20 protein-coding genes and 3 tRNA genes are annotated in these 24188 nt (G+C 51.9%); 13 read left to right on the top strand and 10 right to left on the bottom strand.

All coding sequences use genetic code 11. The features are described from left to right. Window positions 1-73: 73 nt before the first annotated feature. The 3 genes from AAG834_RS00695 to AAG834_RS00705 all read left to right on the top strand — a co-directional run bounded on the left by AAG834_RS00695 (window position 74) and on the right by AAG834_RS00705 (window position 2746). Window positions 74-562, top strand: coding sequence for an ApeP family dehydratase (locus AAG834_RS00695; RefSeq protein ID WP_446740439.1), 489 nt, complete (start codon window positions 74-76; stop codon window positions 560-562). A 217-nt stretch (window positions 563-779) separates the two neighbouring features. Continuing rightward, window positions 780-1508 carry a 3-oxoacyl-ACP reductase FabG gene (fabG, locus tag AAG834_RS00700; protein WP_003757552.1) on the top strand — a complete coding sequence of 243 codons (729 nt, stop codon included), beginning with the start codon at window positions 780-782 and terminating at the stop codon, window positions 1506-1508. Next, entirely contained in the window at window positions 1502-2746 is a 1245-nt protein-coding gene (locus AAG834_RS00705) for a beta-ketoacyl-ACP synthase (protein WP_342030946.1), read from the top strand. Before fabG ends, AAG834_RS00705 begins: the two co-directional genes overlap by 7 nt. 242 nt (window positions 2747-2988) lie before the next feature. Here the strand turns inward: AAG834_RS00705 and AAG834_RS00710 are convergent, their stop codons facing one another. The 5 genes from AAG834_RS00710 to AAG834_RS00730 all read right to left on the bottom strand — a co-directional run bounded on the left by AAG834_RS00710 (window position 2989) and on the right by AAG834_RS00730 (window position 6661). Beyond that, the gene (locus AAG834_RS00710; RefSeq protein WP_003757556.1) at window positions 2989-3159 is read right to left on the bottom strand and encodes a rubredoxin; all 171 of its coding nucleotides are present in this window, start codon (window positions 3157-3159) and stop codon (window positions 2989-2991) included. Window positions 3160-3244: 85 nt separating this feature from the next. Then, a complete protein-coding gene (locus AAG834_RS00715; protein WP_342030947.1) occupies window positions 3245-4333 on the bottom strand; it encodes an acyl-CoA dehydrogenase family protein in 1089 nt (362 codons plus the stop codon). Between the two features lie 154 nt (window positions 4334-4487). After that, window positions 4488-5036 (bottom strand): carboxymuconolactone decarboxylase family protein, encoded by a 549-nt coding sequence (locus AAG834_RS00720; RefSeq protein WP_070491415.1) that lies wholly within the window; start codon window positions 5034-5036, stop codon window positions 4488-4490. Window positions 5037-5298: 262 nt separating this feature from the next. Then, window positions 5299-6237, bottom strand: coding sequence for a hydroxymethylbilane synthase (gene hemC / locus AAG834_RS00725; protein WP_342030948.1), 939 nt, complete (start codon window positions 6235-6237; stop codon window positions 5299-5301). A 46-nt stretch (window positions 6238-6283) separates the two neighbouring features. Further along, window positions 6284-6661: a hypothetical protein gene (locus tag AAG834_RS00730; RefSeq protein WP_342030949.1), complete on the bottom strand. Its 378-nt coding sequence runs from the start codon at window positions 6659-6661 to the stop codon at window positions 6284-6286. A 174-nt stretch (window positions 6662-6835) separates the two neighbouring features. Here AAG834_RS00730 and ybeY point away from each other — a divergent pair, with 174 nt between their 5' ends. Next, window positions 6836-7351, top strand: coding sequence for an rRNA maturation RNase YbeY (gene ybeY / locus AAG834_RS00735; RefSeq protein ID WP_003757572.1), 516 nt, complete (start codon window positions 6836-6838; stop codon window positions 7349-7351). A gap of 1 nt (window position 7352) precedes the next feature. After that, window positions 7353-8177, top strand: coding sequence for an HlyC/CorC family transporter (locus AAG834_RS00740; protein ID WP_070513219.1), 825 nt, complete (start codon window positions 7353-7355; stop codon window positions 8175-8177). A gap of 343 nt (window positions 8178-8520) precedes the next feature. On the opposite strand, the gene rnr is transcribed toward AAG834_RS00740, so the two are convergent. Beyond that, on the bottom strand, window positions 8521-11010 hold the full coding sequence (rnr, locus tag AAG834_RS00745) for a ribonuclease R (protein ID WP_342030950.1): 2490 nt from the start codon (window positions 11008-11010) through the stop codon (window positions 8521-8523). Window positions 11011-11103: 93 nt separating this feature from the next. Here rnr and AAG834_RS00750 point away from each other — a divergent pair. The 4 genes from AAG834_RS00750 (at window position 11104) to dnrN (ending at window position 12223) form a co-directional block, all read left to right on the top strand. Next, window positions 11104-11190 (top strand) — tRNA-Leu (locus tag AAG834_RS00750). Window positions 11191-11231: 41 nt separating this feature from the next. Further along, a tRNA-Leu gene (locus tag AAG834_RS00755) sits at window positions 11232-11318 on the top strand. Between the two features lie 94 nt (window positions 11319-11412). Continuing rightward, window positions 11413-11503: transfer RNA gene (locus AAG834_RS00760), tRNA-Ser, on the top strand. Between the two features lie 246 nt (window positions 11504-11749). Continuing rightward, window positions 11750-12223 (top strand): iron-sulfur cluster repair protein DnrN, encoded by a 474-nt coding sequence (gene dnrN / locus AAG834_RS00765; RefSeq protein WP_070514114.1) that lies wholly within the window; start codon window positions 11750-11752, stop codon window positions 12221-12223. Between the two features lie 96 nt (window positions 12224-12319). Here dnrN and AAG834_RS00770 read toward each other — a convergent pair whose 3' ends face one another. The 3 genes from AAG834_RS00770 to AAG834_RS00780 form a co-directional block, all read right to left on the bottom strand. Beyond that, entirely contained in the window at window positions 12320-15721 is a 3402-nt protein-coding gene (locus AAG834_RS00770; RefSeq protein ID WP_342030951.1) for a TonB-dependent receptor domain-containing protein, read from the bottom strand. A gap of 632 nt (window positions 15722-16353) precedes the next feature. Next, on the bottom strand, window positions 16354-17115 hold the full coding sequence (locus tag AAG834_RS00775) for an endonuclease/exonuclease/phosphatase family protein (protein ID WP_342030952.1): 762 nt from the start codon (window positions 17113-17115) through the stop codon (window positions 16354-16356). A gap of 163 nt (window positions 17116-17278) precedes the next feature. Then, window positions 17279-18832 (bottom strand): glycosyltransferase family 2 protein, encoded by a 1554-nt coding sequence (locus AAG834_RS00780; protein WP_342030953.1) that lies wholly within the window; start codon window positions 18830-18832, stop codon window positions 17279-17281. A gap of 156 nt (window positions 18833-18988) precedes the next feature. Here AAG834_RS00780 and AAG834_RS00785 point away from each other — a divergent pair, with 156 nt between their 5' ends. Next, the gene (locus AAG834_RS00785; protein WP_342030954.1) at window positions 18989-19954 is read left to right on the top strand and encodes a tRNA dihydrouridine synthase; all 966 of its coding nucleotides are present in this window, start codon (window positions 18989-18991) and stop codon (window positions 19952-19954) included. Between the two features lie 103 nt (window positions 19955-20057). On the opposite strand, the gene AAG834_RS00790 is transcribed toward AAG834_RS00785, so the two are convergent. Beyond that, on the bottom strand, window positions 20058-21230 hold the full coding sequence (locus AAG834_RS00790) for an alpha-hydroxy acid oxidase (protein WP_003779169.1): 1173 nt from the start codon (window positions 21228-21230) through the stop codon (window positions 20058-20060). A gap of 357 nt (window positions 21231-21587) precedes the next feature. Here AAG834_RS00790 and iscR point away from each other — a divergent pair, with 357 nt between their 5' ends. From iscR to AAG834_RS00805, 3 genes are all read left to right on the top strand, one after another. Next, window positions 21588-22034 carry a Fe-S cluster assembly transcriptional regulator IscR gene (gene iscR, locus AAG834_RS00795; RefSeq protein WP_003742341.1) on the top strand — a complete coding sequence of 149 codons (447 nt, stop codon included), beginning with the start codon at window positions 21588-21590 and terminating at the stop codon, window positions 22032-22034. 29 nt (window positions 22035-22063) lie between these two features. Continuing rightward, the gene (locus tag AAG834_RS00800) at window positions 22064-23278 is read left to right on the top strand and encodes an IscS subfamily cysteine desulfurase (RefSeq protein ID WP_003764834.1); all 1215 of its coding nucleotides are present in this window, start codon (window positions 22064-22066) and stop codon (window positions 23276-23278) included. Window positions 23279-23369: 91 nt separating this feature from the next. After that, window positions 23370-24188 (top strand): hypothetical protein, encoded by an 819-nt coding sequence (locus AAG834_RS00805; RefSeq protein WP_342030955.1) that lies wholly within the window; start codon window positions 23370-23372, stop codon window positions 24186-24188.

Here is a 24188-nt window from a genome sequence, read left to right on the forward strand (position 1 = left end):
GAAATAGCTTAACACATTCTAGGGTCTGATATAATCGCGCTATTCTAACGTATTCTGTTTTCAGACGACCTTTATGACTGTAAATTTAATTTTTCCCATCCACGATGTTGCTTCTTTATTGCCACACAGCGGCCATATGGTGTTGCTCGATTGTGTGACGGAATACAGCCCGAAGCATCTTTGCGCCCAAGCCAGTGTGGGGGAAAAACACATTCTGCTGGTTGACGGAGTGTTGCCCGCGACATCGCTGATGGAAATCATGGCGCAGGGCATAGGCGCGTTTGCGGGCATACAGGCTTTGGAAGCGGGTGAGCCGGTGCGGCTTGGCTTTTTGCTGGGAACGCGCAAGCTGGAATTGTTTGCCGACAGCCTGCCTGTCGGAACGCAGATGAAGGTAGTCGCCAATCTGTCGATACAGGACCCGGGCGGTATGGGCGTATTCGATTGCGAGCTGTATTGGACGAATGCGCCCGAAGATGCCCGTACCAAGCTGCCTGCGGACGGACTGGTGGCAAAAGCCTCTTTGAACGTGTACAGTCCGAAAGACGGAAAGGTCGTCTGAAAACAGTCTTTCTTGTGCTGATTGTTATAGTGGATTAACAAAAATCAGGACAAGGCGACGAATCCGCAGACAGTACAAATAGTACGGAACCGATTCACTTGGTGCTTCAGCACCTTAGAGAATCGTTCTCTTTGAGCTAAGGCGAGGCAACGCCGTACTGGTTTAAATTTAATTCACTATATAAATAAGCAGACCGCGCCAACCAATAGGAAACATTATGAGCGAAACCATCTTGATCACAGGCTCCAACCGGGGCATAGGCAAAGCCGTCGCACTCGGTTTGGCTGAGGACGGCTTTGATATCGTCGTCCATTGCCGCAGCCGCCGCGATGAAGCCGAAGCCGTAGCGGAAGAAATCCGCGCTTTGGGCAGACAGGCGAGGGTGTTGCAGTTTGACGTATCCGACCGAGCAGCCTGCCGCGATATTTTGACTGCCGACATCGAAGCAAACGGCGCGTATTACGGCGTGGTGTTGAACGCCGGACTGACGCGCGACAATGCCTTCCCCGCGTTTTCAGACGACGATTGGGATTTGGTGCTGCGAACCAATTTGGACGGTTTTTATAATGTGTTGCACCCGTTGACCATGCCGATGATACGCCGCCGCAAAGCCGGACGGATTGTGTGTATGGCGTCGGTGTCCGGCTTGACGGGCAACCGCGGGCAGGTCAATTACAGCGCGTCCAAGGCGGGCTTAATCGGTGCGGCGAAAGCCTTGGCGGTCGAACTGGCGAAACGCAAAATCACTGTCAACTGCGTGGCGCCGGGTTTGATCGATACGGAAATTGTCGATGAAAATGTACCCGTTGAAGAAATTTTGAAAGCCGTCCCCGCCGCGCGTATGGGGCTGCCGGAAGAAGTGGCGCATGCGGTGCGCTTCCTGATGGATGAAAAAGCGGCGTACATCACGCGCCAAGTGATCGCGGTGAACGGAGGTTTGTGTTGAATACCAGAAGAGTCGTAGTAACGGGCATAGGCGGCATTACCGCCTTCGGTCGCGATTGGCAAAGCATACAGGCGGCGTTTAAAGCCGAAAAAAATGCCGTCAAATACATGGATTGGCGCGAACGTTTCCCCGAATTGGAAGCGCAACTGGGTGCACCGATTGAAGGCTACACTCCGCCCGAACATTGGACGCGCAAGCAGCTCAGAAGTATGGGGCGCGTGTCGCACCTGTGTGTCGATGCGGCGGAACAGGCACTGACGGACGCAGGTTTGCTTGGAGACGAAAGCATTACCGACGGACGCATGGGCGTGGCGTGCGGTTCGTCTGTCGGCAGCACCAAAGACATCGGCGATATGGGCGAACTTCTGACTACGGGTACATCGCGCAATTTCAACGCCAATACCTATGTGCGCATGATGCCGCATACGACCGCCGCCAATATCGGCATCTTTTTCGGATTGAAAGGGCGCATCATCCCGACTTCGAGCGCGTGTTCGTCCGGCAGCCAAGGCATAGGCTATGCCTACGAAGCCATCAAATACGGCATGATAGACATGATGCTGGCGGGCGGCGGCGAAGAATTTTGTCCGTCCGAAGTGTATGTTTTCGATTCGCTCTACGCCGCCAGCCGCCGCAACGGCGAACCCGAACTGACCCCGCGTCCTTACGACAGCGGACGCGACGGCTTGGTCATCGGCGAAGGCGCAGGGATTTTTGTGTTGGAAGAATTGGAACACGCCAAACGGCGCGGTGCGAAAATCTATGCCGAACTCGTCGGCTACGGTGCCAACAGCGACGGCAGCCACGTTACCCAGCCGCAAAAAGAAACCATGCAGAAATGTATGGAACTCGCGCTGCAAGACGCGGGCATTACGCCCGACAAAGTCGGCTACGTCAGCGGCCACGGTACGGCGACCGAAAAAGGCGACATCGCCGAAACGCTGGCGACCGAAGCCGTGTTCGGATTCATTCCCATGAGTTCGCAAAAAAGCTATCTCGGCCATACGCTCGGCGCGTGCGGTGCGCTGGAAGCGTGGTTTACCATTGAAATGATGAACAACGGCTGGTTTGCTCCGACCGTCAATCTGCACAACATCGACCCGCGTTGCGGCAAGGTGGACTATATTTTGAGCGGCGGTCGTGAAATCGAAACGGATTATGTGGTCAGCAACAATTTCGCTTTCGGCGGCGTGAATACTTCGCTGGTGTTCAAACGCTGGCGGGATGAAAACGATTAATCGCAGCCGCGTTATCACAAAATCAAAAAGGTCGTCTGAAACCGTTTGACTCAACGTTTTCAGACGACCTTTTTAGTTTGTATAGTGGATTAACTATAAATCAGGACAAGGCGACGAAGCCGCAGACAGTACAGATAGTACGGAACCGATTCACTTGGTGCTTCAGCACCTTAGAGAATCGTTCTCTTTGAGCTAAGGCGAGGTAACGCCGTACTGGTTTAAAGTTAATTCACTATATAAAGCTATATCACGAAGTCCAGCAGATAAAAGTCTTCTTTGCCCACACCGCATTCGGGGCATTTCCAATCGTCGGGGATGTCATCAAATTTGGTGCCGGGGGCGATGCCGTGTTCGGGGTCGCCGAGGTCTTCGTCGTAAATCCAGCCGCAGGGGCCGCACATGTATTGTGCCATGGTGTGTTCCTTCTAATGGTTGAGGTCGTCTGAAAACGGTCGGCAAAAGGTTTTCAGACGACCCCTTGTTGGTCTGTTTCAGCCCTTATGCCGCTTCCAGCGCCGCGATTTCTTTGCGCAAGTGTTTCAACGCGGGGGTAACGATGGCGACAAACATGGCTTCGCGGACGCGGCGTTGGGCGGGGCTGCGCATGAGGTAGCCTTTGGCGCCGGCGTGTAAGGCAGCGGATTGGGCGGCGGCAAGCGTCAGCTCGGCGGCGGCGGCGCGCAGTTTCAGCGTGGCGAGGTTGTCGGGCGTGTTGTTCCAAGCCAAGTCTGCCAGTCGTTCGGTGGTTTGCCATGCTTCGTCCAAGGCGGCTTTGAGGCTGTCGTAGCTGTCGTCGAGATAGCTGTTGACCTCGGCGTTGACAACGTTGGCGATGCGGATGATGCCGAGGCTGCCGTCGATCACGCCTGCGCCGATGCCGATTTGCAGCAGGATAAAGCCGGACTTGATGGAGGCGATGTAGTCGGAGAACTGTTCGGGCGCGGCAATCACGTCTTCGTCAGGGATGAATACGTCTTTGAAGTTCAGGCTGAACGTGCGCGTGCCTTCGAGGGCACAAAATTCGGGGCAGGCTTGTAGGGTCACGCCTTCCCATTGTCCGCCGGTGATGAACATGACGTAGCCGTCGCCGATTTGGGCGGTATTTGCCCAGATGTGGTCTTCGCCGATGTTGGATACCCACGGCAGCGCGCCGTTGACTTTGTAGCCGCCGTCCACGCGCTCGGCTTGAAGGTTGTGTTTTTCAATGCCGGCGAGGTGTTTGACGGTATTGGACATGCCCGTACCCGCCAATACTTTGCCTTGCAGGATGTCGGCGAGGTATTTGTCTTTGACGGCTTGGTTGGGCGTCTGGTGCAGATACCACGCGCAAGCCGCCTGACACCATGCGCTGAACGAGGTCGCGCCGCATTCTTTGCCGACTTCGCTCAAGACGGCGATTTGCGTCGCCAAACCCAAGCCGTTGCCGCCTTCCGCTTCCGTACCGACTGCGCCGAATCCGCCGATGGCGCCGAGTTCGCGCATAAAATCTTCGGGATACAAACCATTGCGGTCGATTTCATCCACTAGGGGTTTGAGTTTGGCTTTGACGAGTTCGGCAACTTGAGACAATAAGGTTTCACGGTTCATGATCTTATCCTTGAAAATGTGTGAAGACAGCGCGGGAAGGGCGTTCCGTTTGAAAGGGGAATTAGTCCGTTACAGGGACGGCATTCTTGAAAAAGGTCGTCTGAAAACGGGCAAACGGTTTTGCCGACGCTTTTCAGACGACCTTGGGTCGGAATCAGGCGAACGCCTGCAATTCAGGGTTGATGTCTGTTTGCGCGACGTTGTTGACGTAGTTGCACAAAGTCGCCAAGGCAACGCCCATTACGACTTCGACAGCCTGCTGCTGGTTGTAGCCCGCGTCGAAGAAGGCTTTGAGTTCGGCATCGGATACCGCGCCTTTTTTCGCCATCACGGCTTGGGTAAATGCGGCGAGCGCGCCCAGTTTGGCATCGTCAAATTCGCCTGCCGCCAACGCACGCGAGGCTTTGATGGATTGTTCGGACAGGAGTTTTTTCAGGGTTGCCAGTTTGGTGTGGCCTGCCACGCAGAAGCCGCATTCGTTGGTGCGGGCGGCGATGATTTGGATGACTTCGACTTCACCGGGAGTCAGGCTGTTGGCGGCGTTCAGTTTGCCGACTTCTTGATAGAACGCCAACGCTTCAGGCGCGTTGGCCAATACGCCGATGAGGTTGGGGATGAAGCCGTTGTTTTTCAGCGCGGCTTCGACGCGGGGTTTTGCTGCTTCGGGAGCGGTTTCGACGGTGTGTACGGTTAAGCGTGCCATATTGGTTTCCTTTTTATTTGCGATTTGTCAAAAGATGGGAGGCATAGTAGGGAAACAAATCCCAAAGTTGAAAGACCTGATAATTATTTTGATAAAACCAATAGTTATAAACAGCCAAGAAATTGATTAGATTTATATAATTATTTAATTACATCGATAGTTTTAAAATATAGATGTAAATGGAAAGGAATCAGGAATCAAAAGGAAGGTCGTCTGAAAACCAAAATATGGTTTTCAGACGACCTTTTCTTGCGAACCGATTTTATTCGGCTTGTTCTTTCAAAACGGCTTCAATCAATTCCTGCGCGCCGTCGTCCGCCAGTTTTTTGGCGACCGCGCGTCCGAGCGCGTCAGCGTAGGCGGCGGGGGCTTGCGCGTCTGCCTGCAAGATGACCGAGCCGTCGGGGTGTCCGACCAGCCCGCGCAGGGTGAGAAGGCCGTCTTCTTCGGTGCAATACGCGGCAAGCGGGACTTGGCAGCTTCCGCCCAAAGCGCGGGCGAGAGCGCGTTCGGCGGTTACGCAGGCGTGTGTTGTGTCGTGGTTTAAGGGTTTCAATACGTCTAGAAGGTCGGTGCGGTGTGCGGCGATTTCGATGCCCAACGCGCCTTGTCCGGCTGCGGGCAGGCTGTCGGCTTCGGAGAGGATCAGGCGGATGCGTTCGTCCAGTTCCAAACGCTGCAATCCGGCGGCGGCAAGGATGATGGCATCGTATTCGCCGTTGTCGAGTTTGGACAGGCGGGTTTGTACGTTGCCGCGCAGGGGTTTGATGACTAAGTGCGGATAGCGGGCGCGCAACTGGGCTTCGCGGCGCAGGCTGGATGTGCCGACAATCGCGCCTTTGGGCATTTCTTCCAAACGCGCGTATTGGTTGGATACGAACGCGTCAAACGGATTGGCGCGCTCGCCGATGGCGGCAAGGGCGAAGCCTTCGGGCAAATCCATCGGCACGTCTTTAATCGAATGCACTGCCAAATCGGCGCGTCCGTCTTGCAAGGCTTGTTCCAACTCTTTGATAAACAGGCCTTTGCCGCCGATTTTCGACAGGGTTTTGTCCAAAATCTGGTCGCCGCGCGTGGTCATGCCCAAAATTTCGACTTCGCAGTCGGGGTACAGGGTTTTCAGACGACCTTGGATATGTTTTGCCTGCCACATGGCAAGCAGGCTTTCGCGGCTGGCGATAACGAGTTTTTTCGGGTTCATTTGCAGTTTCTGATTTTCTAATTCATGAGGCGGGAAGGTCGACAGTCTAACACAAACTTTCTACGCTAACCGCCTGACTGTACTTGCCCAAAGGACCGAATCCGTTGCCTTGGTTTTGTTCTTTGGTCAGCACTTTTCCCTGAATGCAGACATTGTTCAGGGTAACGTTATATGAGCCGGAACTCAGGCGGTTTTTTTCTACTTGATCCATCAGGATGTCGCCGCTGTTGATGAAATAGGTTTTCCCGTCGGCGGTAAATTCAGCCTGTTCGAGCGAATAATGGACTGTCCCTGTCATTTTGACCGTATCGTCGCTGTTTTTTTCGACCTGAGTTTCCGTCGGTTTGCCAGTAGACGTTTCGATTTTGTTTTGCGGGGAACAGGCTGTCAGGGCAATCAGTATGGGGAAAAGAAATTTGTTCATTTGCAATTACCGTGGTTGATAAAGGTATTCCGCTGAGAATCTGTCGGAAAAGCCGTTAAACTATATCTGTTGCAACGAAATAAATTATAATGTGTACTGGCATGATGTTAGTGCATACTGCCGTAAAATAAAACTTATTCTCTAAAAACATTTTAAACCCAACAGCCTTACAGCATGAAGCGCGCCAAAAAATATCCTTTCTTATCGTTGCAGCGGCAACGTTTCTGCCTGAATTTTGAAAACGCCTCAACCGCCGCCAATCTTCCAAGCGAACGCGATTTTTACCGCTGGGCATGGGCGGCGTTGAAAAACGAATACCGCCGCGCCGACATCAGCCTGATTCTTCTGGACGAAGAAGAAGCCCGCGCCTACAACCGCGATTACCGCGGCAAAGACTACGCCACCAATGTGTTGAGTTTTGCCTTGAACGAAGGCGAAATCCTGCCCGATCAGTTTTCAGACGAGCTTTGCGGCGATTTGATCATCTGCCCGCAAGTTGTCTTAAAAGAAGCAGCCGAGCAGGGCAAAACCGCCGAGCAGCACTTTGCCCACCTGACCATGCACGGCACGCTACACCTGATGGGCTACGACCACATAGAAGAGACTGAGGCCGAAGAAATGGAGGCGCTCGAAATCCGCCTGATGCAGGCGGCAGGTTATCCCAACCCCTACCAAGAGGACGAATACTGAAATGGACGACACCCGGTCGAAACCGACATTTTTTGAACGTTTGATTTCCCGAATTGCCGGCGAACCCGATTCCGCCGAAGACGTACTCAGCCTGCTGCGGCAGGCGCACGAGCAGGAAGTGTTTGACGCGGATACACTTTTGCGGCTGGAAAAAGTCCTCGACTTTTCCGACTTGGAAGTGCGCGATGCCATGATCACCCGCAGCCACATGAACGTTTTGAAAGAAAACGACAGCATCGAGCGCATCACCGCCTACGTCATCGAAACCGCCCATTCCCGCTTCCCCGTCATCGGTGAAGACAAAGACGAAGTCCTCGGCATTCTGCACGCCAAAGACCTGCTCAAATACATGTTCAATCCCGAGCAGTTCAACCTCAAATCCATCCTTCGTCCTGCCGTTTTCGTACCCGAAGGCAAATCACTGAACGCGCTTTTGAAAGAATTCCGCGAGCAGCGCAACCACATGGCTATCGTCATCGACGAATACGGCGGCACATCAGGTTTGGTAACCTTTGAAGACATCATCGAACAAATCGTTGGCGACATCGAAGACGAATTTGATGAAGACGAAAGCGCGGACAACATCCACGCCGTTTCCACCGAGCGCTGGCGTATCAATGCCGTAACCGAAATCGAAGACATCAACGCCTTTTTCGGTACGGATTACAGCAGCGAAGAAGCCGACAGCATCGGCGGGCTGGTCATTCAGGAATTGGGACACCTGCCCGTGCGCGGCGAAAAAGTCGTGATCGGCGGCTTGCAGTTTACCGTCGCCCGCGCCGACAACCGCCGGTTGCATACGCTGATGGCGACTAAGGTGAAATAACAATTTACTTGAAGAACAAATGAAGCAAGGTCGTCTGAAAACTTGGAAACAGGTTTTCAGACGACCTTTTTGGTCTTGAATTAAGGAGAAATGGAACGGCGGTTGTGTGGAAATATAGTGGATTAACTTTAAACCATTACGGCGTTGCCTCGCCTTAGCTCAAAGAGAACGATTCTCTAAGGTGCTGAAGCACCAAGTGAATCGGTTTCGTACTATCTGTACTGTCTGCGGCTTCGTCGCCTTGTCCTGATTTAAAGTTAATCCACTATATAGATGATGAACAACCGTCGTTTTTTATCTCACCTGTCCATTAAACAGCTTTTGAAGTTAGCCAAAAGACAAACTATTTAGCCTTGCTTCTGCCTTTGCGCTTGGTTGGCGCGGTATCCGGATTTTTCACCTTAATTTTCACGCTTTTGCTTGGCTTTTTGTCTTTGCGTTTGGCTTTTTCCGTTGCCGTTTTGGCTTTGGCGGTTTTCTTTTTGCCGTTTTCAGACGACGTTGTTGTGCTGGCCGGTTGGGCTTTGCTGCGGCGTTTGGCGGCAGGTTTTTCCTGTTTTACAGGCGTTTTCATCGCGTCGTCAATTTCTTTCGCCGTCAGTTTGCGTTTGGTTTTCGAGCCGGTTTGGGTGGTGGTTTTGGCGCGGCGTTTCTTGCCGCTGCTTCCGCCGCTGATCAAGGTCAGGTCGATTTTGCTGGTGTCCAAATCGGCGCGCGCCACTCGGACGCTGACTTTGTCGCCCATGTTGAAACGGATGCCGCTGCGTTCGCCTTCTATCGCCATGATCTCGGGGCGGAAGTTGAAATAGTCTTCGCCCAAATCGCTGATGTGTACCAAGCCGTCGATGTGGATGCCGTCCAGCGTAACGAAGAGGCCGAAGTTGGTCATGCCGGAGATTTTGCCTTCGAAAACTTCGCCGACTTTATCGCGCATGTAATAGGTTTTCAGCCAGTTTTCCACGTCGCGGCTGGCATCGTCGGCGCGGCGTTCGCAGAACGAGGTATGCACGCCCAAAGCCTGCCAGCTTTTGTTTGGCGTGTAGGTTTGTTGGTTCAACACGGCTTTGATGGCGCGGTGGACGGTCAGGTCGGGATAGCGGCGGATGGGGGAGGTGAAGTGGGCGTATGCCTCGTAGGCAAGGCCGAAGTGTCCGTCGCAATGCGGTTCGTAAACTGCCTGCTGCATGGAGCGCAGCATCATGACTTGCAGCAATTCGGCATCAGGTCTGCCTTTGAATTGTTCGGCAAGTGCGGCATAGTCTTTCGGCGTCGGGTTGTCGCCGCCGCCCAGTTGCAAACCCAATAAGCCGAGCTGCTCGCGCAGGGTAGCGAGTTTTTCGGGTGTCGGACCTAAATGGTTGCGGAAGAGGGCGGTGTGCTTGTTCTTCATCAGGAACTCTGCCGCGCAGACGTTCGCTGCCAACATACATTCTTCAATCAGCTTGTGGGCGTCGTTGCGGACCACGGGTACGATTTTTTCGATTTTGCCGTTGTCGTCGAAAAGCATTTGGGTTTCAACGCTTTCAAATTCCACTGCGCCACGTTCGAAGCGTTTTTTCTGAAGGATTTTGAAGAGTTTGTAAAGGGTGTCGATTTGGGCTTTGTGCGGATGGTCGAGGTCGTCTGAAATCCAATCCCAGACTTGGTTGTAAGTCAGACGGGCGTGCGAACGCATAACCGCAGGGTAGAAGCGGTATTCTTTAATATTGCCCGCATAAGTGATGACCATATCGCACACCATGCACAAACGCTCGACATCGGGATTGAGCGAGCAGATGCCGTTGGACAGGTTTTCCGGCAGCATCGGAATCACGCGGCGCGGGAAGTAAACGCTGGTGCTGCGTTCCTGAGCGTCTGTGTCGATAGCGTCATCAGGACGGACATAATGGCTGACATCGGCAATCGCCACGACCAAACGGTAATTGCGTCCGATTTTTTCGGCAAACACGGCATCGTCGAAATCGCGCGCCGTTTCGCCGTCTATGGTGACCAAAGGCAAATCGCGCAAGTCGACGCGGCCTTTCAAATCGCTTTTACGAACATGGTCGGGGATTTTTTTCGCGGCTTTGGCACACGCTTCGCTGAATTGGTGCGGCAAATGGTGTTTGCGCACAGCAATTTCGATTTCCATACCGCTGTCGGCATAATCGCCCAATACTTCAATGATTTTAGCTACGGCAGGGCGGTTTTGCTCGGGATAAGTCTCGATTTCGCCGACAATGACCTGACCGGATTCGGGTTTGAAATGCGCGACGCTGTCAGGTTCCAAGACAATGCTTTGGTTCAGGCGTTTGTCTTCTGCTTCCAAAATCGCCACGCCGCGATCCATATAGAAACGTCCGACCACTTTGCTTTGCGCGCGTTCGACAATATCTAAAACCGTTCCTTCACGGCGGCCCTTGCGGTCGATGCCGGCAGGGCGGACGGTAACAATGTCGCCGTGCATGATGCCGCGCATTTGGCGTTCATATAAAACAAAATCGCCGTCTTTGGTGGGCGTGAGCGGTACGGCGAAACCGAAGCCGTCTTTGTGCGCCTCGACACGGCATTTGACCAAATCCAATTTGTCCGCTGCGCAAACCGCACCGCGACGGTTGATTAAAACCTGACCGTCCCGCGCCATCGCTTTCAGACGACGTTCGAAAAATTCGTACTCTTCTTCCGTAATCGACAACTCGCGTGCCAAGACTTCGATTTTCGACGGCACGCCTTTTTGCTCCAATAATTCAATGATCCACTCCCTGCTTGGCAGCGGATGTTCGTAACGTTGTTTCTCCCGTTTCAAAAACGGGTCTTTTTCTCGTAAATTTAAAGATTTAATATTTTTGTTCATTTTATTGGTTGACATTCTTTTTCTAAAATATATAATGACCGCTTCTTTGCGAAATAGTCAATCACTGTAACGCAAAACAGGAAATAAAGCAAAGCCCAGGTGGCGGAATTGGTAGACGCGCTAGCTTCAGGTGCTAGTGTCCTCACGGGCGTGGAAGTTCGAGTCTTCTCCTGGGCACCAAACCTTTTGGTCGCGCCGCTTTGCTTATATCCATTCTAATTGCCCAGGTGGCGGAATTGGTAGACGCGCTAGCTTCAGGTGCTAGTATCCTCACGGGTGTGGAAGTTCGAGTCTTCTCCTGGGCACCAAATCAATTATCCGGCTTATCCGGATTTTTTATTGAATAGATTTATTTGTCTGATTAAGATACAATATCAGGCAATAAAATATGTTTAATTCCACAGAGAGGTGGATGAGTGGTTTAAGTCGCACGCCTGGAAAGCGTGTATACGTGAATAGCGTATCGAGGGTTCGAATCCCTTCCTCTCTGCCAGATTCTAAACAGCCCGTCTTAATTAAGATGGGCTATTTTTATTGCTTTAATTCAGGTTGCAAGCTGCTTCAGTCTCCCTTTTAAAAATAAATTACTTTTATTCTCAATTTGTTATCTATTTTAGTTCCATCTATACAAATCAGTTTTGTAGGTGTATCCTTCACTCGTTTCATACATTCATAAAAAATCCATCTTTAAAAAGGTCGCCTGAATTTGCCGACCCGATACAAATCCAAGGACACTGCCATGACTGATTTTACCGTATGGGAAAACGCGCCGTTTGGTGCAACCATCGACCATATCCTGCAACGCTACCATGATGTACACCGCGGGCAATTTGAAGAACTGGTTCCGTTGGCGCAAAAAGTTGCCGAAGTACACGCCGACAGTTTTCCGGCTGAAGTACCGGAGTTGCTTGCCTATATGCAAAACGAACTGCTGATGCACATGATGAAGGAAGAACGCATGCTGTTTCCGATGATCAAACAAGGCGTCGGTCGCGGAGCGGCAATGCCGATTAATGTGATGATGCACGAGCATGAGGAACACGACCAAGCCGTAGCCAAGCTGCTTGAATTGACCAATAATCTGACTGTTCCCGAAAACGCTTGCGGAAGCTGGACGCGCCTGTATACATTGGCACGCGAAATGGTGGATGATTTGACCAATCATATCCATTTGGAAAATGAAATCCTGTTCCCACGCGTATTGGCTTCTTAAAAAATAGAGCTTCTCCAAAGGTCGTCTGAAAATTGTTTTTCAGACGACCTTAATGTTTTGCCAGTACGCAAAGAGACTGTTTTCTGTTAGATGAAATTACCATTTCCCCGTCAAACCGATGCGCAGGGTACGGCCCGGGGCGGGCATATAGGAACGGCTCATGGGGTCGAGGTAATAACGGTCGGTCAGGTTGCTGCCCGTTAGCTCTGCGCTGAAATGTTTGTTGAATTTGTAACGCACATAGGCATCTACGACAGTAACGGGCTGCCAGTTGGCGTTGCCGTTGTCGCTGCGGAAGGCTGTGCTGTTTGCGCCGTCGCGTTGCAGGTAGTAGTCGCGCCAGCGGGCGGAGGGCTGTTGTTTGTCTTCGACGCGGCTGTGGAAGGTCAGGCGCGAACCGATTTCGAGTTTTTCGTTTAGGAAGCGGCCGCCGAGGTTGGCTACGACCGACCAGCGCGGTTGGATGCGGTTGATCAGCCAGCCGCCGGTGAGGCCGCCGTTTTGACAGTAAGGCACGGGGAAAGTGCGTCCTTTTTGGACAAACATTTCCACATCATATTGCTGTTCGATGGCGCGGTGGTCGCAGACTTCGTTTTTCATGTTGCGCACCACGCCTAAGTCGCCGAAGATACGGCCGTTGTCGAAGCGGGTTTGCAGCTCTAAGCCGCTGATGACTTGTTTGTCGTAATTGCTGATTTGCCAGGTGGTATAGTTGCGGTCGATGACGTTGCGGGTTTTGTTGTGGAAGTAGGTCAGGCGAACGTCCGCATAGCGCATTTTGGGCAACAGGCGGGTGAAGTCGTGGCTGAGGGAAATTTCCCAATTCTTGGCATGTTCGGGTTTGAGCGGGTAGCGGGTGCGGTCGAAGGGGATGCTGAACAGTTTGGCGATGCTGTGGTTGCCGAAACCGAATGTGCCTTCATACATGCTGGGGAAGCGTTTGAATTCGGTGTAACGGGCAAACAGGCGGGTGTGGTCGCCGAGTTTGACGGTGGCGGAGAACATGGGGGCGAAGGCGTGGCCGCTTTTTTTCCATGAGTTGCGCAGTTCTTCTTCGGTCAGGTGCCGGTATTCGGCAACGGGGCTTTTTGCACCGATTAGTGTGCCGCCTTGGTATTTGTTTTCGACTTCTCCGGTGGCTTGATTGATGCCTTTTTCGGCAAATTGTTTCAGACGGCCGTCTGAAACGGGGTTTTCGCCGTTTTTCCAATAAATGCAGTTTCCTGCCGCAGGGTCTGTCGTGCAGTCGGTAAGCGGCATATAGCCCTGTTCTATATTGGCGGGCAGTGTGGTTGAATTGTTGTATTCTTCGCTTAAATCGGTCAGCTCTTGCGGCCACGGGATGAAATCAGGGTAGCCGCTTTTCCGCCTTTCCGTTTCTTCGGGCATATTTTCCAGCGCCCAGGCGTAATCGGGTACGGGCAGGGTTTTTATCCATGCCCAAAATTTTTGGTCGTATGCGTCCCATGCCGCTTGCGTACGCACCACTTCGGGACTTTCTTCATAGGCTTTCAATGCGGCTTCATATCTGGCTTTCAAATCCATGCGGGCACGGTATTCTTCCGGAGTGGCCAGTCTGCTGCCGATGGCGGCGATATTGCGGCTGTTTTCAGACAATACGTTAAATTCGCCTTCTGCTTCCAAGCGGTCGCGGTGTTTGGACAGATAATCGCGGACGAAGGTATCGGTCATGCGGTAGTCGGTATAGCGGCCGCCGGCGTTCAGTGTCAGCCACGGCGTCGGTTCGTATTTGAAGTTGAAGCCGACATTCCATTCATTGCGTTTTCCTTGGCGCGGCATGGTCATGGCGAAGTTGGAGTTTAAAGTGGTTTCGGGGTCATCCCACATCAGTTTGCGGTATTCGTCGTGCGGCAGGGCGAGTATCCAGCTGGTGTCGCTGCTGCCTTTGAGTTTTTCGCGTTGGTAATCGCCCGTCAGGGTCAGTTCGAGTGTATCGGCCAGCTTCATGCGGTTGGACAAATTGATGCCCAAGCGGTTGTTTTTGGCGCGGTAGGCGGCAGCGTTGAAGACGGTAAAACGGTTGTTGGTGTTGGGCGGCAGTTTGTCCCATTCCGGCTCTTTGCCTTTGTAATACCAGTCTTCGGCGTATTTGTCGTTGAATGCTTTGTCGAGGAATAGGGTCGATGCAGGATAGCCGCCCGTGGAGTTGGTTTGCGAATCGTTGAATGTTCCCCAAATCCCCGCCTTCAAATCTATCCAGCGGCTGTTTTCGGGTTTCCATGTGTAATCGAGATTGACGGCAGTCTGTTTTACCCATGCCTGCGGCCATTCCGCCATCAGCGTGCCTTTGGTGAGCCTACTCATATCGGTTTGGGCAGAGCCGTCGGATTTGAGTTTGCTGCCGCCGATGTTGCCGAACAGGATGCTGTACGGCATGATTTCGCCGAAACGGGTGTTGGTATGGCGTATGCCGAGCTGTATTTTTTGATTGTCGGGCAGTTTGAACGTGCCTTTGCCCAGCCACGAACGCATATTCAGGGATGTGTTAGCCACTTCACCGGACGGATGGTAATACGTACCGACATTGGCGGTATATTGCTGGATATCGGTAACTTTTTTGGTAAATTCTTCCTCAGTCATGGAGCTGGCGTCGGAGAGGTAGCCGTAGCGTTCCGCCCCCTTGCTTCCGGCAAAATAATTGCCCTTGTCGCGCCATGCGTAGGCAATCAAGCCGTCAAAAACTTCGCCGCGCATACCGGCTGAAATGCGGAAGGCGTTGTCTTTAAATAATTTTCCTCGCCCGCCGAAACGTTGTTTTTGACGGTCGCTGTCATCCAGCATAATCGCCCATTCCATGCGGTCGAAAGAATAGGGTTTGGGATAACGGCGGTAGTCCGTACCCCAAGTTTCAGCGTGGGCGTATTCCCGCTGTTTGATGGTATTGTTGCCGGTTTCCATTTTGACTTCCATGCCGAATTTTTGATCTTTCGGCACGACGTCGTCGATTTCCAGCGTTTTCATGCTGACCGAACCGCCCATGCCGGTGCGGATGTCGCGGTTTGCCGATGCGCCTTTTTCCACATACACGCTGCTAATAAGGTTCGGGTCGATGTAGTTGCGGTTGGATATGCCTTCAAATCCTCGCCATACGCTGATTGCCTGTTCCGTGCCGTCTACTGTTACCGGCACTTTTCCTTCACCTTGAATGCCGCGTATGTTGGGATCGAGCGCGCCGCTGTTGCGTGCGTCGCCGCTGTAAACTCCCGCCATACCGCCGATTAAATCGGCTACGCTGCTGCCACGGTAGGTTTCGATTTCCTGTTTTCCTTTGTACAGGTTGCTAATGTCACGGCTGTAGACTTGGGAGTGGCCGCTTTTATCCCGGTTGCGCTGGGCTTTGACGGTAATGGTATCCATCTGCACGCTTTGGGTGGGAGTAGTATTTTCCGCCCATAACGGTGTATGCCACAGCATACTCAAAAATAAAACCAATATTTTGGGTGTAGAGGGGAATTCGATGGATTTGACAGGTTTCATGATGGATTTTCCTTTGTTCGCAACAGCTTGAAAATAGGCGAAATCTGAAACGCTTCCAGATGGCATCGGAAAATAAAACGCGAACCGAATGTAATGGGATTGCAGCCAATTGATTAAACGGTTTGTTAGAACCGTTGATATGGATGCGCTTGCTTCACGAAAGGGAAGGGCATTTTGATAAAACAAAGGAAAATATCCATAGGTTACCGATTGTGTGGAAAGGAACGGCGGACAAAATGCTTTGTTTCTTTAGAGCTGCAAAATAACATAAATTGATTATGATTATTATTTATATAATAATTTTAACTAAAACCCGATAATGTGTAAACAGACGCCAAACAATATAACTTTGGCATTTTGGTACCTCGGAAAATTATAGTGGATTAACTTTAAACCAGTACGGCGTTGCCTCGCCTTGCCGTACTATCTGTACTGTCTGCGGCTTCGTCGCCTTGTCCTGATTTAAATTTAATCCACTATATATTTTTGAATTCGGGCGAGCCGGGGTTGTATTGGATTTCGTAAAAAGTTTGCTGAGTTTAAAGTTGATTGAATGATGGCTTGAAGTTGATTTGCCGACATAAAAAGGTCGTCTGAAAATTGTTTTTCAGACGACCTTTGGTATGGGGCGGTTAAGGCAGTTTGGGTCTGACTTTGACGCTTAAGGGTAAGTGGTCGGAGAGGCGTTGCCAGTTTTTGCCGTTGTGGATTTGGGAGTCTAGGACTTCCAGGTTGCGGGTGTAGACGCGGTCGAGACTGAGGACGGGCAGGCGGGCGGGGAAGGTTTTGGGGCGTTTGCCGTTGTTGTCCACGAATACTTCGTTCAGGTTCAAGGCGTTGCCTAAGGATAGGGCGGATTTTTGCCGCCAGTCGTTGAAGTCGCCGGCGAGAATCAGCGGGCTTTGCGGGTCGATGTGATGCACGACGTATTCGAAGATGGCGCGGTATTGTTTGGCGCGGTCGGGTTCGCGCAGGTTGAGGTGGGCGCAGAGGCAGACGAGCGGGGTGTCCCAACCTTCGGGCAGGACTTCGCAATGGAGGACGCCGCGCTGCTCGAGTTTGTTGACGCTGATGTTGAGGTTGTGGCGGGTTTCCAGCGGCAGGCGGCTGAGGATGGCGTTGCCGTGGTGGCGTTGCGGGTATACGGCGTTTTTGCCGTAGCTGCGGTTGTAGGAGAGGCGATCGCCGAGGATGTCGTAATGCGGTTGTTCGGGGAAGTCTGCCAGCCTGTTGCTGCGGGTCAGATGTTGACCTTGCACTTCCTGCAAAAACAGAACATCCGAGCCTATGCCGCGAAGCTCTTCCGCCATGCTGTCCACTTGGACTTTGCGGTTGAGCGCGGACATGCCTTTGTGCATGTTGTATGAGGTGATGGTAATCGGGCGGGGGGACATGATGTGTAACCGTAGTGTGTGAGTAGTTTGTCGTTGTATTGATAGTATAACACCGCAAGTGTTTGGTTTCAGTAAAGATTTGATGGGCTGGCGGCTGCTTGAAGGTAAAACGTCGTCTGAAAGCGTTCAGACGACGTTTGAGGGGAGATGCGCGTAAAACGGTTTATTTTATAAACTCGTCCATGCCGTCTTCGCAGCGGATTTTTTGTTCGGATAGCGTAGCTTTGAGCAGCGCGTCGTTTTGCGGCAGGGCGTCGCGTTCGGCTTCGTGGTGCCAGAGGTGGTAGGCGATGCCGGCGAATTTGAGATTGTGGCGTTTCATGCCGTTATGGAAGAGGCGGGCGACGAACTCGCTGTCTTCGCGTCCCCAGCCGACGAAACGGTTGTCGAAGCCGTTGACGGCCAGCGCATCGCTGCGGAAAAAGCCCATATTGCAGGTTTTGATGCCTTTGTGTTTGCGGCTGCTTTGTCTGCCGATCAGGGCGGACAGGCTGCGGCAGCGCAGGGCGGACAGGCGTTTTTCTATGCCTTGGCTGAACGCGGACAAATAGGGCAATTCGCCGGAATCTAAAATTTCTTCGGTGCGCTCTTGGGTCAGAATGACGCGCGAACCTTGTACCAGCCTGCCTTTACGCGCGAGCTTGAGGTGGTCGGCGACGAAGGACGGGTCGAGTATCATGTCGCCGTCGATAAGGATGATGTAGTCGCTTTTTGCTTGTGCCAGCGCGCGGTTGCGCGATTCGGCGGCGCGAAAGCCGTCGTCCGGTCGCCAAGAATGTTTGACGGGGATGTCGGTATGGCTGCGGATGAACTCAACGACTTCGGCGGTGTCTTGGCGCGAACCGTCGTCCGCGACGATGATTTCGTTGGGCAGGCGGGTTTGCGCGAGCGCGGATTTCAAAACCAGCTCCAGCGCGTCGGGGCGGTTGTAGGTGGTTACAATCAGGGCGACGCTGATATTGCGGTTGCGCTCGTAAAGTTTGACATATTTGTAGTACGAACCTTGCGCATTGGCGATGGAAATGGTCAAGCCGTCCGCGCCGTAGGCGAAACCGCGTTTAAGCAGGTAGTTTTTGACAAACGATACGCTGCCGTGCAACAGGGCTTTGAAGGGCGAGCTGTCTTTTTTGTAGCGGTTTTCTTCGGAGTAGAGCGAGCTGTATTGCTGCATTTTCTGAATCAGCCCTTCGGCGTTTTCGAAGGAATAGTGTTTCAGACGACCTTCGAGCGGACGGACGTTTGCATCGGGCGGCAAGATCAGCGATTCATGTACCTGACGGTCAGAAAAACGGGTAAAACGGCGGTGGTAAAGGCGCGGGATAATGTCGGGATACCAGCCGCAGGCTTTGATCAGGCGGCCGTTGTAGTGGTTCAGGCGCGAGAGCGAGAAGATGTTTTGTTCTTTGTTTTCCGCCACGGCTTTGCGGATGGCGGCAATCAGTTCGCCGTCTGCCACTTCGTCGCTGTCTATACTGAATATCCAATTGTTTTGCGCGAGGCGGGCGGCAAGGTTTTTCATCGGACCGAAGCCGATGAAGTCGTATTTGTAATAACTGACGTTGGTGAAGCGTTCGGCGATTTCAAAGGTGCGGTCGGTAGAGCCGTTGTCGAGCAGCAAAACTTCGTCGAAGTCTTGAAGCGCGGTCAATACTTCGGTCAGATAGCGTTCCGAATTTTTGACCAACATGGCTGCTGTGGCGGGAATTTTCGGGTTCATGATGAGGTCGTCTGAAAAGGGGTCGTCTGAAAAATCAAAATCGGGAAATCAAGGCAGTTCGGCAATGGCGGCGGTCAGTTCTTCGTGGAAAGCGTGTATTTTAACCGATATACCGCTACAATACGCATTTCCTTTTTTCAGACGACCTCCTCCGATATGCAGCTTATCCTTGCGCCCATGCAGGGGCTGGTGGACGATGTGATGCGCGATTTGCTGACCCGTATCGGCGGCTACGACGAATGCGTCAGCGAGTTCGTCCGCATTACCCACACCGTCCATTCCCGTTCCACCTGGCTCAAATACGCCCCCGAAATCGCCAACGGCAACAAGACCCCCGCCGGCACGCCCTGTACCGTCCAGCTTTTGGGCAGCGATGCCGACAATATGGCGGTCAACGCCTTGGAAGCCGTCCGCTTCGGCGCGGACAAAATCGACCTCAACTTCGGCTGCCCCGCCCCCACGGTCAACAAACACAAAGGCGGCGCCGTCCTGCTCAAAGAGCCAGACCTTATCCACCATATCGTCAAAACCCTGCGCCAACGCCTGCCCGAACACATCCCGCTCACCGGCAAAATGCGGCTCGGTTACGAAGACAAAAGCCTCGCGCTCGAATGCGCCGCCGCCATTGCCGAAGGCGGAGCCTGCGCCCTGACCGTACACGGGCGTACCAAAGTCGAAGGCTACGAACCGCCCGCACATTGGGAGTGGATACGCAAAATCCGCGAACACGTCGCCATCCCCGTAACCGCCAACGGCGACGTGTTCAGCCTCAAAGACTATATCGGCATTAAAGAGATGACGGGCTGCAACAGTGTCATGCTCGGTCGCGGCGCCGTCATCCGCCCCGATTTGGCGCGCCAAATCAAACAATACGAAAACGGCGAAACCGTCCGCGATACCGATTTCGCCGAAGTTTCGGTGTGGATAAACCAGTTTTTCCATTTGTGTCTCGCCAAAGAAGCGAACAACAAATACCCCGTCGCCCGCCTGAAACAATGGCTGGGCATGATGAAGAAAGAATTTGGGGAAGCGCAGGAATTGTTTGATGCGGTAAGGGCAGTCAAAGACGCGGAAGAAGTCGCGCGGATTTTGGCGGCGTTTGAAGACAAGATGAATGCCTGATAATGATGAGGTCGTCTGAAACCGTATTTCAGACGACCTTTTTATATGAAAAAGCAAACCGGCAGTTAATTTGTTTAATCGCCGGTTTGGTGTTTAAAAACAATCAGAACTTATCGTTTGACCAGCGCGTGCTTTGCAGGATGCTGGCGTCAACGTCTTGAATATTGCGATGGCCGGTAAACGCCATGGAGACGTCCATTTCTTTATACAGGATTTCCAGCGCGCGGGTAACACCTTCTTCGCCGTATGCGCCCAAGCCGTAGAGGAACGCCCTGCCTATCATCGTGCCTTTTGCGCCCAAAGCCCATGCTTTGAGGATGTCCTGACCGCTGCGGATGCCGCTGTCCATCCACACTTCGATGTCGCTGCCGACTGCGCTGACGATGTCGGGCAAGGCTTTGATCGAGGATACGGTATCGTCGAGCTGGCGGCCGCCGTGGTTAGAAACGACCAATGCGTCCGCGCCGCTTTTCGCTGCTTTTTCCGCATCTTCAGGTTCCATAATGCCTTTGATAATCAACTTGCCGCCCCACAAATCTTTAATGCGGGCGACGTCGTCCCAGCTCAGGCGCGGGTCGAATTGTTCGGACGTCCACGAAGACAGTGAAGACAAATCGCCGACGTTTTTAGCGTGTCCGACGATATTGCGGAACGTTCGGCGTTCCGTGTTCAGCATTTTCATGCACCATTCGGGCTTGGTCGCCAGATTGATTAAATTGGCGATGGTCGGTTTCGGCGGTGCGGACAGGCCGTTTTTGATGTCTTTGTGGCGTTGGCCCAAAACCTGCAAATCGGCGGTCAATACCAATGCCGAACATTTGGCATCCTTCGCGCGCTTAATCAGGTTTTCCATAAACTCGCGGTCGCGCATCACATAAAGCTGAAACCAAAACGGCGCGCTGGTGTTCTCGGCAACGTCTTCAATCGAGCAGATGGACATGGTCGAGAGCGTAAACGGAATGCCGAACTTCTCCGCCGCCCGCGCCGCCAAGATTTCGCCGTCGGCGTGCGCCATGCCGGTAAAGCCTGTCGGTGCAATCGCCACCGGCATCTTCACATCCTGACCGATCATTTTGGTCTCTAAACTACGACCTTCCATATTGACCAATACCTTTTGGCGGAAGCGGATGTCTTTGAAATCCGAAGTGTTTTCGCGGTAGGTGGTTTCCGTCCAAGAACCTGAATCGATGTAATCGTAAAACATGCGCGGCATTTTGCGCTTGGCGACAAGGCGCAGGTCTTCAATACAGGTCATTTTGCTTAAATCGCGTTTCATTGTTGATTGCCTCTGTTAAGGGGTTGCTTATGTTATGGCTGGGGTCGTCTGAAACGGAGTAGGGCGGTTTCAGACGACCTTTGGGAATACCATAATGATTTAGTATGAATTAGATAATCTATATCAATCGCAATTATAAAGCAAATGGTTTTAACCCTGCCAAGAGCAGGGCGATAGCACTTTTCAGACGACCTCGGATCCAAGTTTCGGATAAAAAAGAAAAATCTTGAGAGAGATAAAAATCAATATGTACAGTCATTTAAACAAACAATCGGAAGTCTCGTGAATATACTTGACTGAAACACTCAGATATTAGACAATCGCACCACTATAAAAAAGCCGACACAGGCAACTACCATGAGACTGACCACAAAAGGGCGTTTTGCCGTTACCGCCATGATCGATTTGGCGATGAATGCGCAAACCGGTGCTGTCAAACTCAGCGCCATCAGCGAACGCCAAAGCATTTCGCTTTCCTATCTCGAACAACTATTCAGCAAACTGCGGCGCGCCGGGCTGGTTGAAAGCCTGCGCGGCCCCGGCGGCGGCTACATCCTCGCCGCCCCTCCCGCACAAATCAATATCGCCCAAATCATTTCCGCCGCCGAAGACAAGCTGGACGCCACCCAATGCAGCAGCAAAGCCAACTGCTACCACGGCGCGCCCTGCCTGACGCACGACCTTTGGGAAAATCTGAACAAAACCATCAACGACTACCTCAGCAGCGTTACCCTGCAAAGCATCATCGAACAGAAAAACAGCGATGACGGCAGCCACGTCATCCAATTTACACATATCCATTAAGTACATTACAGAAAAAGAAAGAGCAAACCATGACCGTCAAAACCCCCGTTTATCTCGACTACGCCGCCACCACCCCCGTTGACAAACGCGTTGCCGAAAAAATGATTCCCTATCTGACCGAAACCTTCGGTAACCCCGCTTCCAACAGCCACGCATTCGGCTGGGAAGCAGAAGAGGCCGTCGAAAAAGCTCGCGCTGACATCGCCGCCCTGATTAACGCCGATCCCAAAGAAATCATCTTCACCAGCGGCGCGACCGAGTCCGACAACCTCGCCATCAAAGGCGCGGCAAACTTCTACAAAACCAAAGGCAAACACCTTATCACCGTCAAAACCGAACACAAAGCCGTGCTCGACACCATGCGTGAACTCGAACGCCAAGGTTTTGAAGTAACCTACCTTGGCGTGCAGGAAAACGGCCTGATTGATTTGGAAGAACTCAAAGCCGCCATCCGCGACGACACCATCCTGATTTCCGTAATGTGGGTAAACAACGAAATCGGCGTAGTGCAAGACATTCCCGCCATCGGCGAAATCTGCCGCGAACGCAAAATCATCTTCCACGTCGATGCCGCCCAAGCCTGCGGCAAAGTGCCTGTGGACGTAGAAGCTGCCAAAATCGACCTGCTGTCCATGTCCGGCCACAAAGTGTACGGACCCAAAGGCATCGGCGCGCTGTACGTCCGCCGCAAACCTCGCGTCCGCCTCGAAGCCCAAATGCACGGCGGCGGCCACGAACGCGGCTTCCGCAGCGGTACCCTGCCCACCCACCAAATCGTCGGCATGGGCGAAGCCTTCCGCATCGCCAAAGAAGAACTCGAGCAAGACATGGCGCACTACCGCAAACTGCGCGACATCTTCCTCAAAGGCATCGAAGGCATCGAAGAAGTCTATATCAACGGCGACCTCGAACACCGTGCCCCGAACAACCTGAACGTCAGCTTCAACTTCGTCGAAGGCGAAAGCCTGATTATGGCAGTGAAAGAACTCGCCGTATCCAGCGGCTCCGCCTGTACCTCCGCCTCGCTCGAACCCAGCTACGTCCTGCGCGCGCTCGGCCGCAACGACGAACTGGCGCACTCATCCCTGCGCATCACCTTCGGCCGCATGACCACGGAAGAAGAAGTGCAATTCGCCGCCGAACTGATCAAATCCAAAATCGGCAAACTGCGCGAACTGTCTCCGCTGTGGGAAATGTTCAAAGACGGGATTGATTTGAACTCGATTGAATGGGCGGCGCATTAAAAGGAATCTACATTTGTGTGGGGGCGCGGATGTTTTGATTCGTGTCTTATGTTAGGTAATTTATGCTTTTTTCAAATTTCTCAGGAAAAATATGCCAGTTCGCTCAAAAGAGTTTCATGAATATATCTTAAATCATGGATGTACAACTCACGTAGGACATAATGACTATTTAATAGCCCCTGCTTCAGCTTTTTTAAAGTATACAATTGAAACTAAGGATGCAGTCCAATTGTGCATTGACCATTTTCCTAAAAAACAAGATGGTAATTATAAAAAAGCAAGTGCAGATGCATTACAACATTTTGTACAAGCAATGCTTCCAACAGTAATGGGACATTTTGAAACTTATCAGAGATATTTATTTGCTGGGGCATTTGAACGTTCTGTTTATTTAAAGGAATTTGATATCAGTAATGTGCAAAAAAGTTTAAGAAACGCTACACAAATAGATATAAATTTTTCTAAATTAGCAGCATATAGAAATTTTAGTAATATTTCAGTTGGTTTTCTACTTGCTGATGCAATGAATGATTGGCATAACCCTAATTCTGTTAATTCATATTTTAAAATCTTTACAGGAAAAGGTAATATATATGAACCAGATGTTATTAACAAACTAAAAGTTTTGTGGCAATTAAGACACTCTATTGTTCATACGGGTGGTACTTTGACGCAGGTAGATTCTCAAAAGGTGCTTGAGTTAAATACTTTTGGAGATAAATATATTTTTTTGGAAAAGCAATTTACTTTTGAATTGGCGAGAAAATTTCATAAAATTGTCAAGGCATCTACAAATACTTTGAAAACTGCTTTCATGGGAAGATTAATATCAAATATTTCAAAAGTAGATAGAGATAATATTGAGAAATTTTTTGAAGTTAAATCAAGTTGTCATGTGTGGTTGAGGTAA

It is taken from the genome of Neisseria sp. Marseille-Q2251 (genome assembly GCF_940793045.1).
Classification (GTDB): domain Bacteria; phylum Pseudomonadota; class Gammaproteobacteria; order Burkholderiales; family Neisseriaceae; genus Neisseria.

What these genes read in the sequence shown, in the direction of transcription:
- AAG834_RS00695 (WP_446740439.1), top strand. Translation starts at nt 74, where the DNA reads ATGACTGTAAATTTAATTTTTCCCATCCACGATGTTGCTTCTTTATTG.
- fabG (WP_003757552.1), top strand. Translation starts at nt 780, where the DNA reads ATGAGCGAAACCATCTTGATCACAGGCTCCAACCGGGGCATAGGCAAA.
- AAG834_RS00710 (WP_003757556.1), bottom strand. Translation starts at nt 3,159, where the DNA reads ATGGCACAATACATGTGCGGCCCCTGCGGCTGGATTTACGACGAAGAC.
- AAG834_RS00715 (WP_342030947.1), bottom strand. Translation starts at nt 4,333, where the DNA reads ATGAACCGTGAAACCTTATTGTCTCAAGTTGCCGAACTCGTCAAAGCC.
- AAG834_RS00720 (WP_070491415.1), bottom strand. Translation starts at nt 5,036, where the DNA reads ATGGCACGCTTAACCGTACACACCGTCGAAACCGCTCCCGAAGCAGCA.
- hemC (WP_342030948.1), bottom strand. Translation starts at nt 6,237, where the DNA reads ATGAACCCGAAAAAACTCGTTATCGCCAGCCGCGAAAGCCTGCTTGCC.
- AAG834_RS00730 (WP_342030949.1), bottom strand. Translation starts at nt 6,661, where the DNA reads ATGAACAAATTTCTTTTCCCCATACTGATTGCCCTGACAGCCTGTTCC.
- ybeY (WP_003757572.1), top strand. Translation starts at nt 6,836, where the DNA reads ATGAAGCGCGCCAAAAAATATCCTTTCTTATCGTTGCAGCGGCAACGT.
- AAG834_RS00740 (WP_070513219.1), top strand. Translation starts at nt 7,353, where the DNA reads ATGGACGACACCCGGTCGAAACCGACATTTTTTGAACGTTTGATTTCC.
- rnr (WP_342030950.1), bottom strand. Translation starts at nt 11,010, where the DNA reads ATGAACAAAAATATTAAATCTTTAAATTTACGAGAAAAAGACCCGTTT.
- dnrN (WP_070514114.1), top strand. Translation starts at nt 11,750, where the DNA reads ATGACTGATTTTACCGTATGGGAAAACGCGCCGTTTGGTGCAACCATC.
- AAG834_RS00770 (WP_342030951.1), bottom strand. Translation starts at nt 15,721, where the DNA reads ATGAAACCTGTCAAATCCATCGAATTCCCCTCTACACCCAAAATATTG.
- AAG834_RS00775 (WP_342030952.1), bottom strand. Translation starts at nt 17,115, where the DNA reads ATGTCCCCCCGCCCGATTACCATCACCTCATACAACATGCACAAAGGC.
- AAG834_RS00780 (WP_342030953.1), bottom strand. Translation starts at nt 18,832, where the DNA reads ATGAACCCGAAAATTCCCGCCACAGCAGCCATGTTGGTCAAAAATTCG.
- AAG834_RS00785 (WP_342030954.1), top strand. Translation starts at nt 18,989, where the DNA reads ATGCAGCTTATCCTTGCGCCCATGCAGGGGCTGGTGGACGATGTGATG.
- AAG834_RS00790 (WP_003779169.1), bottom strand. Translation starts at nt 21,230, where the DNA reads ATGAAACGCGATTTAAGCAAAATGACCTGTATTGAAGACCTGCGCCTT.
- iscR (WP_003742341.1), top strand. Translation starts at nt 21,588, where the DNA reads ATGAGACTGACCACAAAAGGGCGTTTTGCCGTTACCGCCATGATCGAT.
- AAG834_RS00800 (WP_003764834.1), top strand. Translation starts at nt 22,064, where the DNA reads ATGACCGTCAAAACCCCCGTTTATCTCGACTACGCCGCCACCACCCCC.
- AAG834_RS00805 (WP_342030955.1), top strand. Translation starts at nt 23,370, where the DNA reads ATGCCAGTTCGCTCAAAAGAGTTTCATGAATATATCTTAAATCATGGA.